Origin of the sequence: Pseudonocardia alaniniphila (assembly GCF_022524485.1) — a bacterium.
GTDB lineage: Bacteria > Actinomycetota > Actinomycetes > Mycobacteriales > Pseudonocardiaceae > Pseudonocardia > Pseudonocardia alaniniphila.
In genome coordinates this window covers 1-13149 of sequence record NZ_JAKXMK010000043.1, presented here as the reverse complement: position 1 = coordinate 13149, position 13149 = coordinate 1, and the positions used below count along the sequence as shown (strand labels likewise).

Below are 13149 nucleotides of genomic sequence, written 5' to 3'. Positions count from 1 at the left end.
GGCGCTGACGCCGTCGAGACCCCGGCCGCACAATCCCCGGCCACGCAGACCCCAGCCGCCCAACCCCCGGCAGCCCAGCCCCAGGCGGCACGGCCATCGCCGCTGGAGTTCGGGCAGGGTCGCGGCTCAGGCGCCGGGGCCGAACCGGGAGCCGGCGTCGAGGCAGCAGCCACGCCCCCGGCCGAACCGGCTCCCGCAACCGAGCCGGTCTCCACGCCTGCGCCCGAACCGACGGCCACCCCGGCGACCGAGGCGACTCCCGCCCCGGCCGAAGCCGGCGCCGAGGCAGCGGCCGAGCAGACGGACACACCGGCAGCCGCACAGGACCCCACGCCTGCGTCCGAGCCGACGGCAACTCCGGCGCCCGCCGCTCCGGAGCAGCCCCGGCCCGCGCCGCCTCGCCCGGGCCCGGCCGCGACGCCCGCCCCGCCGCGGCCCAGCCCGGCCACGGTCGCCGGCGCAGCGCACCCGAGCCCGGCCGACGTCGCGAACGCGCCGCACCCGAGCCCGGCCGACGTCGCCAACGCGCCGCACCCGAGCCCTACCGACGTCGCAAACGCGCCGCACCCGCAACCGGTCGTCTCACCGGCGGCTGCGAGCGGCACAGCCACGGACGCGCCGGTGCCGGTCGCCCAGCCCTCCCCCGTCGCCAGTGCGAGCGTCGATCCGGGCCGCTGGGGCCGGGTGGACGCGGAGGGCACCATCTACGTCCGCACGCCCGACGGGGAACGGGTCGTCGGGTCCTGGCAGGCCGGGGCGCCCGAGGAGGGGCTCGCCCATTTCGCCCGCCGGTTCGACGACCTGCTCACCGAGACGGAGCTGCTCGCGGCCCGCCTCGCCGCCGGAGGTGGCGATCCGAAGCACGCGCTGAGCAGCGCCAAGACGCTGCGCGACGGGCTGGACGAGGCCACCGTGGTCGGCGACCTGGTGGGGCTGCGCGACCGGCTCGACGAGCTGATGGCACAGGCCGAGGAGGCCGTGACCGCGGCCCGGTCCGCCCGCGACGCCCAGCGTGCCGCCGCCGTGGCTCGCAAGGAGGAGCTCGCCGCGGAGGCCGAGACGCTCGCCGCCGAGGCCACGCAGTGGAAGCAGGCCGGCGACCGGTTCAAGGCGATCCTCGACGAGTGGCGCTCGATCCGCGGCATCGACCGCAAGACCGACGAGCAGCTGTGGAAGCGGTTCTCGAAGGCCCGCGAGTCGTTCAACCGTCGCCGCGGCTCGCACTTCGCCGACCTCGACCGCCAGCGCGCGTCGGCGAAGGCTCGCAAGGAGGAGCTGGTCGTCGAGGCGGAGAAGCTCAGCGACTCCGACGACTGGGGGCCCACCGCGGCCCGCTTCCGCGACCTCATGGCCGAGTGGAAGGCCGCAGGCCGCGCCCAGAAGGACGCCGACGACGCGCTGTGGCAGCGGTTCCGCACCGCGCAGGACTCGTTCTTCGCACGCCGGTCCGGCACCTTCGCCGAGCGGGATGCCGAGTTCTCCGCCAACGCGGAGGCGAAGCGGGCCCTGCTCGCCGAGGCCGAGAAGATCGACGTGTCGGATCCGGGTGGAGCCCGCGCCGCCCTGCGCCGCATCCAGGAGCGCTGGGAGGAGATCGGCAAGGTTCCGCGCGACGACATCCGGCCGCTCGAGGCGGGCCTGCGGGCCGTCGAGGAGAGGGTGCGCGATGCCGCCGAGCGGCAGTGGCGGCGCACCGACCCCGAGGCCGAGGCACGTGTGGCGCAGTTCCGCGAGCGGGTGGCTCAGTTCGAGGCGCAGGCGGAGAAGGCCCAGGCGGCCGGCGACGCCCGGCGCGCCGAGCAGGCCCGGAGCCAGGCCGAGCAGTGGCGCGAATGGCTCACCACCGCGGAGCAGGCGGTGCGGCAGCGCTGACGGACGCCCGGGGGGCCGTGCGCTCCCCGGGCCACCGGGCCTGCCGGTGGGTCAGCGACGTCCGGCGATCCGCACCCAGCACACGGTGAGCGTCACCACGGCGAGCACAGCCAGCACGAGCCCCACGCCGGGCCCGGTGGCGCCCACCGGCGCCCCGACCTGGCGGGACCAGATCGCCCACACCCCGGTGACCACGGAGATCCCGCAGCCCACCGCGGCCAGCCAGGCCAGTCCCCACCACCGGGTGGCGAGCGCCAGTGATGAGACGACCAGGCCGAAGCCGAGCGAGGTGTAGGTGAACAGGCGCGGCAGCACCCCGAGCCGGGGCTCGAGGCCGGCGAACACCTCCCACCCGCGGATCGAGCCGGTCCACGGCAGCATCAGCGCCCCGATCAGCACGAGTATCGCGATCGACACCGCCAGCGCGGTGGGGCCGGGGTCGATCTGACGCTCGATGCGCCTGCCCGCCCGGTCCAGCTCCTGGTCGAGGGCCGCCAGCTCGTCGGGGACCTTCCGCTCGTTCATCGCTCTTCCTCCCTCACCGCTCGATGGCCGCGCCCGATCAGCTCGTGCGTCGTTCACGTGCGGGTACCGCATCCGGGTGCGGCCGCCACCGGTTCCGGGGCGCCGAAGACCGGCAGGCCGAGTGTGGTGGGGGCACCGCCGGGCCGGGTGCCCGCCTCGTGCGCATCACCGGCACGCGTGCGCCGGTGGGACAGCACAGGACCATCGGCCACCAGGTGGTGCGGTGCCCCGTAGCCGACGGCGACCTCGACGACGTCGCCGGGCCGGATCGCGGCGGGACCCGCCTCTCCGGGGGCGAAGTGCACGAGCCGCCCGTCACGGGCGCGCCCGCTCATCCGGCGGGTCACGCCGTCCTTGCGTCCCTCACCCTTGGCCACCAGGACCTCGACGACCTGGCCCTCGAACGCCCGGTTGGCCGCCCAGGAGATCTCCTCCTGCACGGCGACGAGCCGCTCGTACCGCTCCTGCACGACGGCCTTGGGCAGCTGGTCGGGCAGCGTGGCGGCGGGTGTGCCGGGCCGGGGCGAGTACTGGAAGGTGAAGGCGCCCGCGAACCCGGCAGCGCGAACGACGTCGAGGGTGGCCTCGAAGTCGGCGTCGGTCTCGCCGGGGAACCCGACGATGATGTCGGTGCTGATCGCCGCATGCGGGATGGCGGCGCGCACCTCGTCGATGATCGACAGGTAGCGCGCCGACCGGTACGAGCGGCGCATCCGTCGCAGCACGTCGTCGGAGCCGGACTGCAGGGGCATGTGCAGCTGCGGGCACACGTTGGGCGTCTCGGCCATCGCGGCGATCACGTCGGACGTGAAGTCGCGGGGGTGCGGGGAGGTGAACCGCACCCGTTCGAGGCCGTCGACGTCGCCGCAGGCCCGCAACAGCTTCGCGAAGGCGCCCCGGTCGCCGAACTCGGCTCCGTAGGAGTTGACGTTCTGTCCGAGCAGAGTCACCTCGAGCACGCCGTCGGCCGCGAGCGCGGAGACCTCGGCCAGCACGTCGCCCGGCCTGCGGTCCTTCTCCTTGCCCCGCAGCGACGGGACGATGCAGAACGTGCACGTGTTGTTGCAGCCGACCGAGATCGACACCCATCCGGCATAGGTGGACTCCCGCCTGCTCGGCAGCGTGGACGGGAAGACCTCGAGCGACTCGGCGATCTCGACCTGGGCGACGGCGTTGTGCCGCGCCCGCTCCAGCAGGACGGGCAGGGCGTGCACGTTGTGCGTGCCGAACACGACGTCGACCCAGGGAGCACGCCGGACGATCTCGGCGCGGTCCTTCTGCGCGAGGCAGCCGCCGACCGCGATCTGCATGCCGGGCCGGGCGTCCTTCACCGGACGGAGGTGGCCGAGGTTGCCGTAGAGCCGGTTGTCGGCGTTCTCGCGGACGGCGCAGGTGTTGAACACGACGACGTCGGCCTCGTCCGAGTCGGACTTCCTGTACCCCGCCGCCTCGAGCAGCCCGGCCATCCGCTCGGAGTCGTGCACGTTCATCTGGCACCCGTATGTGCGGATGGCGTAGCTACGGCTCACAGATTGAGGGTAGGCCGCCGCCGGGCGGTCGACCGCATCGGCCGGGCACGGCAGGATGCCCCCGTGGCGGGGGGGCGTGAGGTGGACCGGCGTTCCGTGCTGCGCTGGCTCGGCGCTCTCGGCCTGCTCAGCACGCTTCCCGGCTGCTCGTCGCCCTACGCCGGTACGCGGCTGACCCTCGCCACGGGCGGCACCCAGGGCGTCTACTTCGCGCTCGGCAACGCACTCGCGGACGCCTGGCAGCAGAAGCTGGGGTTCGAGACCCGGCCCGCTGTGCTCTCGACGGCCGGTTCGGTGGACAACCTGCGGCTCCTCGCGGCGGGGGCGGCCGACGTGATCTTCAGCCAGGTGGACACGGCCGCCGACCAGCTGGAACGGTCCGCGCCCGGTGATCCGCGCGCCCCGCGGGCGCTCGCCCGGATCTACGACGACGTCGTGCACGTCGTGGTCAGGGCCGACTCACCGGCCACCACACTCGCAGGCCTGCGGGGAGCCAAGGTCTCGCTCGGCGCCCGCGACTCGGGCGTCTACGTGATCGCCACGCGGCTCCTGGGCGTGGCCGGGCTGAACCCGGACACGGACCTGCAGGCCGAGCAGCTCGGGATCAACGAGTCGGTGGCCGCGCTGGAGAGCGGTGCGATCGACGCGTTCTTCTGGTCGGGTGGGGTGCCCACCGACGGGATCAGCCGGCTCTCGCAGGCCCTGCCGATCCGGCTGCTCGACCTCGAGGACGTGGTCACGCAGGTGCGCGAGGCCTTCCCCGCGTACGCGCCCGGCACCGTCCCGGCCGCGACCTACGGCATCCCGGCGCCCGTCACCACGCTGCTCGTGCGCAACTTCCTGCTGGTGGCCGCCGCGATGCCGGACGATCTGGCGAACGCGCTGGTGAGAGGGCTGTTCGAGGCGCAGCCGGCCCTTGCCGTGGCGAGCCCGGCGGCTCTCACCATCGATCCCCGCGCCGCCATCGGCACCCAGCCGGTGCCGTTGCACCCGGGCGCGGAGCGGTTCTTCCGCATGACGAAGGCCATCTGACCTCGTTTCCGCGGCACTAGCCGCCCACGGGGTCCCCGGGCTCCTCCGGGGGCACCCGGCGCAGCCGTGCGATCACCTGCAGGCCTCCGCCCGCGGGGAGCTCCAGCTCCAGCCCACCCCCGGCGATCTCGACGGTGCGGGCGGCGATCGCCAGCCCCAGCCCGGAGCCCTCGACGTTGCTCTGGCCCGGGCTGCGCCAGAACCGGTCGGTCGCCCGCTCCAGCTCGTCCGGAGCGAGGCCCGGGCCGGTGTCCCGCACCGCGATCTCGACGTGGGAGGAGGTCACACCGGTGCGCACGGTGATCGCGCCGCCCGGCGGCGAGAACTTCACCGCGTTGTCCAGCACGGCATCGAGCACCGTCTCGATCGCCCCGACCGGCGCGGCCGCACTCAGGCCGCGCTCTCCGCAGCGGACGAGCCGCAGGCCGGTGTGCTCCGCCAGCGGACGCCAGGCCTCGATCCGGTCCGCAACGGCGGGGTCCACCTCGACCGCCACCACGGGCGCGGTGCGTTCGGCCCGCGCCAGCGCGAGCAGCCCGTCGAGCAGTGTCGAGAGCCGCTCCGCTTCCTCCAGCGCGGCGATGTGGTCCTCGACGGCGGTCGCGTCGACCCGCCCCTCCAGGTTGGACAGCCGCAGGCGCAGGGCCGTGAGGGGGTTGCGCAACTGGTGGCTCGCATCGGCGACGAAGGCCCGCTGGGCGGAGTACGCCTGTGTCACCGTCTCGGCCATGCGGTCGAAGGAGACCGACAGCCTGCGCAGCTCCGGCGGTCCGGACCCGTCGGCCACCGGCTCGGCCTCGGCCCCGGCGAGCACCGCGGCGGCGACCCGTCCGGTGCCTTCGTCGAGCCTGCGGACCGGGCGCAGGATCCACCGGACGATCGGCAGCGCGACCAGCACGGCCAGCACGAGCGCGAGCAGCCCGGCGGCCGCCACCACCGACCACACCCGCACCTCCTCGGCACGCAGGGCGTCGGTCGGCGAGACCGTGACAGCGGCCCCGCGGACCTCGGCATCGACCAGCACCGGCTCGGCGAGCACCAGCGGCCGGTCGTCCCAGGGCAGCAGCGGCGGGTACGACTCCGAGCGCCGGTTCGCGAGCGCGAGCTCGACACGCCGGCGGCCCGCGTCGTCGAGCACTGGCGGCGGCTGCCGCGAGGTGGCCACCACCCGGCCGCCCCGGTCCACCACCATCACCGCGACGCCGTAGACGGAGTCGTAGCGGCGTAGGTCGGCCTCCAGCCCCGACGTGTCCGCCTCGGTGATCGGGCGCTCCGCGAGCGAGGCGTAGAAGATCGTGTCGGTCAGCCGGTCGGTGAAGAGCTCGAGCTGGTTCGCCTGCGCGTTCGTCAGGGCCAGCGGCACGCCCAGCCCCACGGCCAGCATGCCGACCAGGAACAGCACGATCACCAGGAGCCGGGCGCGCACCCCCTACTCCGTGCCGTTGAAGGAGGGTCCGTTGTCGGGCACTCCCAGCCGGTAGCCCACGCCCCGCACGGTCTGCACGAGGTCGGCCCGGCCGAGCTTGGTGCGCAGCGTGGCCACGTGGACGTCGAGGGTGCGGTTGGCGCCTGCCCAGGTGCGGCCCCACACCTCCGCCACGATCCGGCTGCGCGGGCACACCGCGCCGCCCGAGCTCGCGAGCAGCGCGAGTACCTGGAACTCCTTGCGCGTGAGGTTGACCGGCCTGCCTGCGACCGTGACCGAATGGCGGTGCAGGTCCACGCTGACGTCGTCGATCACCACCACGTCGTCCGGGCCGGCGGATCCCGCGGCCGGGACGACCCGGCGCCGGCGGTAGACGGCATGTACCCGTGCGAGGAGCTCGCCGATGTCGTAGGGCTTGACGAGGTAGTCGTCCGCCCCGGAGTGCAGGCCGAGGATGCGGTCGTCGACCTCGCCGCGAGCCGACACGACGATCACCGGCACCTCGCTGACCGCCCGGATCTCCCTGCAGACATCCACTCCGTCGATGTCGGGCAGACCGAGGTCGAGCAGCACCACGTCGACCCCGGCCAGATGGTCGACCACCCCGCGGCCGTGCGCGAGCCGCGTGGTCGTCATCCCGTTACGGTGCAATGCGGGCCGCAGTGCAGCGGCCACCCGATCGTCGTCTTCAACCAGCAGGATGTGCAATTCCCCCACACCTTCTCGCCGAGCGTTATCGGAGCGAAACCCTATGGGTTGCTCAAGGTGCTGGACTGATGCGTCCGCATCGTCCTAGCGTCCCGCCATGCCCGGAGGCCTACAGTGACCAACACCGCCATGATCCGCATGGCGTCCGTCGACAAGCACTTCGGCGAGCTCCACGTCCTGCGCGACATCAACCTCGAGGTCGACAGCGGCCAGGTCGTGGTGGTGCTGGGCCCGTCAGGATCCGGCAAGTCCACGCTCTGCCGGACGATCAACCGGCTCGAACCGATCGACAGCGGCATCATCGAGGTTGATGGTAAGCGCTTGCCGGAGGAGGGCAAGGCCCTCGCTGCGCTGCGCGCCGACGTCGGCATGGTCTTCCAGAGCTTCAACCTGTTCGCCCACAAGACGATCCTCGAGAACGTCACCCTCGGGCCGACCAAGGTTCGCAAGACGTCGAAGGCTGCCGCCGCGAAGGACGGTCTCGCGCTGCTCGAACGCGTGGGCATCGCCAACCAGCAGGACAAGTACCCGGCCCAGCTCTCCGGCGGCCAGCAGCAGCGCGCGGCCATCGCCCGAGCGCTCGCCATGAAGCCCAAGGTGATGCTCTTCGACGAGCCGACATCCGCCCTGGACCCGGAGATGGTCCAGGAAGTGCTCGACGTGATGACCACACTCGCGGCAGACGGCATGACGATGCTGGTCGTCACCCACGAGATGGGCTTCGCCCGCCGGGCCGCCCATCGGGTCGTGTTCATGTCCGACGGCGAGATCGTCGAGGACGCGGCGCCCGACGCGTTCTTCTCCAACCCCTCCTCCGACCGCGCCAAGGACTTCCTCGGCAAGATCCTCACGCACTGACAGGCCGCTCGCCCGGCCCGCACGGCCTCGTTTCTCGCACCGACGGAAGGACCTGCACCACCATGCGTCTCGCTCACATCACCCGGATCGCCGCGGTCGCGGCGGCCGTGGTGCTCGCCGCCACCGCCTGTGGGGACCAGTCGTCCTCGCTCGGGGGCTCCTCGGGTGCCGCGCCGTCGGTCGCGCAGGGCGCCTCGTTCCCGGCCGGTTCCACGATGGAGGCCCTCAACAAGGCACAGACCATCCGGGTCGGCACCAAGTACGACCAGCCGCTGTTCGGCCTGAAGGGGCTCGACGGCAACCCCGCGGGCTTCGACGTCGAGATCTCCAAGATCATCGCGGCGAAGCTGGGCATCCCGGCCGACAAGATCACCTTCACCGAGGCGCCGTCCGCCGTGCGCGAGGAGGTGATCGAGCAGAACCGCGTCGACATGGTCGTCGCCACCTACACGATCAACGACAAGCGCAAGGAGCGGATCAGCTTCGCCGGCCCGTACTACGTCGCGGGCCAGGACCTGATGGTGAAGAGCGACAACACCACCATCACCGGCCCGGACTCACTGCGCGCCGCGAACGCCAAGGTCTGCTCCGTGTCGGGCTCGACCCCGTCGGAGAACATCAAGAAGTACATCGACCCGGCGAACCTCACGCTGTTCGACGTGTACTCGAAGTGCGCCGACGCGCTGCGCACGGGTCAGGTCGACGTGGTCACCACCGACAACGTCATCCTCACCGGCCTCATCGAGCAGTCGAACGGGGCGTTCAAGCTCGTGAACCACAAGTTCACCGAGGAGCCCTACGGAATCGGCATCAAGAAGGGCGACGTCGCCTTCTGCGAGTTCATCGACCAGACGCTCAAGGAGGCGGAGGCCGACGGCAGCTACAAGGCAGCCTGGGACTCGACCGTCGGGAAGGTCACCCCGGAGGTCCCGCCGCTGCCCGCCGCCGGCGCCTGCAGCTGATCTCTCCGGAACCGGGGTGCCGACCATGCCGGTCGGCACCCCGGTGCCGTTCCTCGGTGCGAAAGGGGTGTTGTGGGCGTCATCGTCGAGCAGTTCCCGCTCTACGCGCAGGGTTTCCTCCAGACGCTGCGCATCTGCCTGTTCTCCGCGATCGGTGCGCTCGTCCTGGGCACGATCCTGGCCGGCTTCAGGGTCTCGCCGGTGCCACCGCTACGCATGGTCGGCGCGGCCTGGGTCACGGTCTTCCGTAACACCCCGCTGGCCGTGGTCCTGTTCGCTGTGGCGTTCGGGCTGCCCGAGCTGGGCATCAACGGGTCCTACTTCTACTTCGGCGTCATCGGGCTGACCTGCTACACGGCCGCCTTCGTCTGTGAAGCCGTCCGCAGTGGCATCAACTCGGTGTCCGCGGGGCAGGCCGAGGCCGCCCGTGCGATCGGCCTGACGTTCAGCCAGTCGCTGTCGCTGATCGTGTTGCCCCAGGCGCTGCGCACCGTCGTGCCCCCGCTCGGCAGCGTGATCATCGCCATGATCAAGAACTCGGCCATCGTCGGCGCGTTCGGTGTCGGCGGCGACCTGTTCGCCAACGGCGTCCAGCTCACCTCCGCCCAGGGCTACGCCGCTGCGGGCGTCCTGGCCGGTGTGCTCCTGGGCTACCTGCTCCTGACCATCCCCGGCGGCATCCTGCTGGGCGTACTCGAGCGGAAGGTTGCGGTGGCTCGATGACCACCTCCGTCCTCTACGACGCACCGGGGCCCGTCGCCCGGCGCCGCACCCTGATCTCCAGCAGCGTCGCCGGCGTCATCGTGCTGGTCGTGATCGCTCTCGTGATCATCCGGCTGGCGGGCCAGGGCCAGTTCTCCGGTGAGCTGTGGGGCCCGCTGATCAACCCGTTCAACTCCGACTTCGCGGCGGTCTGGCGGCTGCTCGGCGAGGCCCTGGTCGCCACGCTCGTGGCCGCGGCGCTCACGCTCGTGTTCTCGCTGGTGATCGGCACGCTCTTCGCGGTCAGCCGCATCACGGCGAACCGGTACTACCGCTGGCTGGTCGTCGGGGTGATCGAGTTCCTGCGTGGCGTGCCCGTGGTGATCGCGATCTTCTTCGCGGCCAGGGTGCTGCCCGAGGTAGGGCTCGACCTGCCGATCCTGTGGTACCTGGTCATCGGGCTGACCGCCTACAACTCGGTGATCATCGCGGAGATCATCCGGGCCGGTGTGGCGTCACTGCCACGGGGCCAGGCCGAGGCGGGCTACTCCCTCGGGCTGACCAGGGGTCAGGTGCTCTCCTCGATCCTGCTGCCCCAGGCGTTCCGGGTGATGCTCCCCGCGCTGATCAGCCAGCTCGTGGTGATCGTCAAGGACACCTCGCTGGGCTTCATCATCAGCTACGAGGAGTTCGTCCGGACGGCGAACATCATCATCCAGACGCTGCACAACCCCATCCAGATCTACGCGATCGTCGCTCTGATCTTCATCGTCATCAACTACGCCCTCGGCAAGCTCGCGGAGTACGTGGAGCGCAGGCTCTCGCGGGCGAGGCGCACGGCCGCGGCGCCGGCCGACCCGGCGCTGATGGACACCGGGGGCGCCACCGGCGGAGCGTGACGCCCTGCGGCGTGTGTGGGCACGCTCAGAGGTTCTCCACGACCACCGGCTCGATCCCCTCGTCCGCGGGCAGCTCGAAGCCGAGCACCTGGGCGTAGAAGCTCAGCTCGGCGTCGAGCGCCCGGCGGATGTTCTCCGCGCGCCGGAAGCCGTGCTGCTCACCGTCGAAGAGCAGGTAGGCGACGGGGAGCCCGCGCTTGCGCAGCGCCTCGACGATCAGCTCGCTCTGGTTCGGCGGCACGATCTCGTCCTCACTGCCCTGCAGGACGATCAGCGGGCGGTGGAATCGGTCGACGTGGTGGATCGGCGAGCGCTCCTCGTACACCTGGCGGGCCTGCGGGTACGGGCCGACGAGCCGATCGAGGTAGCGACTCTCGAACTTGTGCGTGTCGGCGGCCAGCGCCGCGAGGTCGGCCACGCCGAAGAGGTCGGCGCCCGCCGCGAACGGGGTGTCCTCGCGGGCCAGCGCCGCGAGCGTCGTGTACCCGCCGGCCGATCCTCCGCGGATGCACAGCCGGTTGCGGTCGACCCGTCCCCGCTCCGCCAGCCACTGCGCGGCCGCGATGCAGTCGGCGACGTCGATCACGCCCCACTCGCCGAGCAGCTCCTCCCGGTAGGCGCGTCCGTAGCCGGTGGACCCGCCGTAGTTGACGTCGACGACGGCGAACCCGCGGCTCGTCCAGTACTGGAGGGCGAGGCTCAGCACGGGCACGGCCGCCGACGTCGGACCGCCGTGGATCACCACGATCAACGGCGGCAGCTCGCCCTCCGGGCCGTGGTACTGCTCGTGCGCCGGCGGGTAGAAGAGCGCGTGCGCCGTGCGCGGCGTGCCCGCGCCGTCCACCGACGGGAACGAGATCGGCTCGGGCACCGACAGCATCGACGGCCCGATGCCCATGTCGCGCGGCGGGCGCAGGACTTCCAGCGTGCCTGCGGCCAGGTCCACGAGGTACACCCCCGGCTCCGCCACGGGGCCGCCGGCGATGACCGCCACCGTGCCGGGGCCGGCCGGCTGCACCGCCGTGATCACCGAGAACCCCAGGTCCAGCTCGGCGAGTGAGCCGTCGGGCTCGCGCACGACAAGGGCGTCGAAACCCGAGCGGCGGCGCACGAACACCACCCGGGCGTCGGGGAGCACCGTGTAGTAGGCCGAACCCAGGCCGAACCCCACCGAACCGATCTCGGCCTCCTCGCGCACCACGGGCTGGATGTCGGCCCCGGGCACCCAGCGGTAGAGGTTCCACCAGTCGGTGCGGTCGCTGATGAACCACAGCGAGCCGTCCTCGTTCCACCGTGGCTCGAACACCGACTCGCCGTGGCCGCCCGCCACCACCGTCTCCTCGCCCGTACGGAGGTCGCGGACCAGCAGCTGCGTGTCGTCCCACGGCATCGACGGGTGGTCCCACTGCACCCAGGCGAGTGAGCTGCCGTCGGGGCTGATCCGGGGCGAGGCGACGAAGTCCGGACCGGTGACGAGCACCTCCGGCTCGGACGGGGTGTGGGCCGCGATCCGGACGATCTCGTTGCGCACGTCGACCGCCGAGCTGCCCGCATGGTGCTCCCGGATGCAGGCGATCCAGGTGCCGTCGGGAGCGACGTCCCCCTCGGCGTAGCGGTCTGCGCGCGGCGCGGCCGGCTCCGGGGTGAGCGGCTCGGGGGCGGCCCCCGGGGCCATCCGGTACAGCCGCTGGTCGGCCCAGTCGCTGAACCACACGATCCCGTCGCGCACCCACCAGGCGGCGCCGCCGTACTCGTGCACCGCGGTGCGGGCATCGCGTCCGGCGGGCAACAGGTCGGCAGTGGTGCCGTCCTCTGCACGGCGCACCAGCTGCGTTCGGCCCGCATCGGTGGGCCGTCCCTCGGACCACACGATGTCGGCCCCATCGACGACGAGCCCGGAGAGCCGCACCGACGCGGCGACGACCTTCTCCGAGGTGATGGGGGTCGGCCAGGAACCGTAGGGACGCTCGATCGTCGGCACGGCCCTCACGCTAGTAGGACGCCGGATGAGAGAGCTGTCACGAGGCCCTCATCACGTGCTCACCGCCGACGCCGAATCTCGTACGAGTCGTCCCGCGCCGCGGGACCCGAGCGACGGAGTACATCATGCGCACACCGAAGAGCAGGACGTTGAAGGCCGCTGCCGTCGGCATCGGCGCTGTCGGCATCGCCGCAGCGATCGGCGTCGGTACGGCCGGAGCGAGCACGGCACCTGCGGAGATCCTCCCGGTGTCGAGCTCGAACTTCTCCAGCAACTTCTCCGACGACTGCAGCTCGGACTCCTCCAGCAACACGAGCTCCAACTCGTCCGGGAACTCCAGCTCGAACTCGTCGAACAACTCCAGCTCCAACTCCTCGGATAACTCCAGCTCCAACTCCTCCAGCAACACGAGTTCGAACTCGTCGAACAACTCCAGCTCGAACTCCTCGAACAACTCCAGCTCCAACTCCTCCAGCAACTCCAGCTCCAACTCCTCCAACGACGACGACTGACCACCCGCCGCGGGGGGGGCCCCCCCCCCCCCCCCCCCCCCCCCCCCCCCCCCCCGCGGGGGGGGGGGGGCCGCCCCCCCCCCCCCCCCCCCCCGCACCCCCCCCCCCCCCCCCGGGGGGGGCGCCCCCCCCCCCCCCCCCCC

The 13149-nt window shown here is 72.2% G+C and carries 12 protein-coding genes; 6 read left to right on the top strand and 6 right to left on the bottom strand.

All coding sequences use genetic code 11. The features are described 5' to 3' along the window. Positions 1–621 precede the first annotated feature (621 nt). A complete protein-coding gene (locus MMF94_RS37450; protein WP_241042289.1) occupies positions 622–1872 on the top strand; it encodes a DUF349 domain-containing protein in 1251 nt (416 codons plus the stop codon). A 51-nt stretch (positions 1873–1923) separates the two neighbouring features. Here the strand turns inward: MMF94_RS37450 and MMF94_RS37445 are convergent, their stop codons facing one another. Beyond that, entirely contained in the window at positions 1924–2397 is a 474-nt protein-coding gene (locus MMF94_RS37445) for an Rv2732c family membrane protein (RefSeq protein ID WP_241042218.1), read from the bottom strand. A 53-nt stretch (positions 2398–2450) separates the two neighbouring features. Next, positions 2451–3926: a tRNA (N6-isopentenyl adenosine(37)-C2)-methylthiotransferase MiaB gene (gene miaB / locus MMF94_RS37440; protein ID WP_241042217.1), complete on the bottom strand. Its 1476-nt coding sequence runs from the start codon at positions 3924–3926 to the stop codon at positions 2451–2453. Between the two features lie 63 nt (positions 3927–3989). Between miaB and MMF94_RS37435 the strand changes: the two genes are divergently transcribed. Then, complete coding sequence (locus MMF94_RS37435) at positions 3990–4958, top strand: TAXI family TRAP transporter solute-binding subunit (RefSeq protein WP_241042216.1); 969 nt, start codon at positions 3990–3992, stop codon at positions 4956–4958. A gap of 16 nt (positions 4959–4974) precedes the next feature. Here MMF94_RS37435 and MMF94_RS37430 read toward each other — a convergent pair whose 3' ends face one another. Then, on the bottom strand, positions 4975–6384 hold the full coding sequence (locus MMF94_RS37430; protein ID WP_241042215.1) for a sensor histidine kinase: 1410 nt from the start codon (positions 6382–6384) through the stop codon (positions 4975–4977). Between the two features lie 3 nt (positions 6385–6387). Then, positions 6388–7092 (bottom strand): response regulator transcription factor, encoded by a 705-nt coding sequence (locus MMF94_RS37425; protein ID WP_241042214.1) that lies wholly within the window; start codon positions 7090–7092, stop codon positions 6388–6390. A gap of 129 nt (positions 7093–7221) precedes the next feature. On the opposite strand from MMF94_RS37425, the gene MMF94_RS37420 reads away from it, so the two are divergent. From MMF94_RS37420 to MMF94_RS37405, 4 genes are all read left to right on the top strand, one after another. Continuing rightward, on the top strand, positions 7222–7950 hold the full coding sequence (locus MMF94_RS37420) for an amino acid ABC transporter ATP-binding protein (protein ID WP_241042288.1): 729 nt from the start codon (positions 7222–7224) through the stop codon (positions 7948–7950). Positions 7951–8012: 62 nt separating this feature from the next. Then, entirely contained in the window at positions 8013–8912 is a 900-nt protein-coding gene (locus MMF94_RS37415; RefSeq protein WP_241042213.1) for a glutamate ABC transporter substrate-binding protein, read from the top strand. 72 nt (positions 8913–8984) lie between these two features. Then, a complete protein-coding gene (locus MMF94_RS37410) occupies positions 8985–9635 on the top strand; it encodes an amino acid ABC transporter permease (RefSeq protein WP_241042212.1) in 651 nt (216 codons plus the stop codon). Then, a complete protein-coding gene (locus tag MMF94_RS37405) occupies positions 9632–10513 on the top strand; it encodes an amino acid ABC transporter permease (protein ID WP_241042211.1) in 882 nt (293 codons plus the stop codon). The genes MMF94_RS37410 and MMF94_RS37405 overlap by 4 nt, the downstream gene beginning before the upstream one ends. Positions 10514–10538: 25 nt before the next feature. Here MMF94_RS37405 and MMF94_RS37400 read toward each other — a convergent pair whose 3' ends face one another. Next, entirely contained in the window at positions 10539–12494 is a 1956-nt protein-coding gene (locus MMF94_RS37400; protein WP_241042210.1) for a S9 family peptidase, read from the bottom strand. Positions 12495–12531: 37 nt separating this feature from the next. Then, a complete protein-coding gene (locus tag MMF94_RS37395; RefSeq protein ID WP_241042209.1) occupies positions 12532–12993 on the bottom strand; it encodes a hypothetical protein in 462 nt (153 codons plus the stop codon). Between the last annotated feature and the right edge of the window lie 156 nt (positions 12994–13149).

Bases quoted from the DNA above. Each gene is read 5' to 3' on its own strand.
- MMF94_RS37445 (WP_241042218.1), bottom strand. From the start codon at position 2,397: ATGAACGAGCGGAAGGTCCCCGACGAGCTGGCGGCCCTCGACCAGGAG.
- MMF94_RS37420 (WP_241042288.1), top strand. From the start codon at position 7,222: ATGATCCGCATGGCGTCCGTCGACAAGCACTTCGGCGAGCTCCACGTC.
- MMF94_RS37415 (WP_241042213.1), top strand. From the start codon at position 8,013: ATGCGTCTCGCTCACATCACCCGGATCGCCGCGGTCGCGGCGGCCGTG.
- MMF94_RS37405 (WP_241042211.1), top strand. From the start codon at position 9,632: ATGACCACCTCCGTCCTCTACGACGCACCGGGGCCCGTCGCCCGGCGC.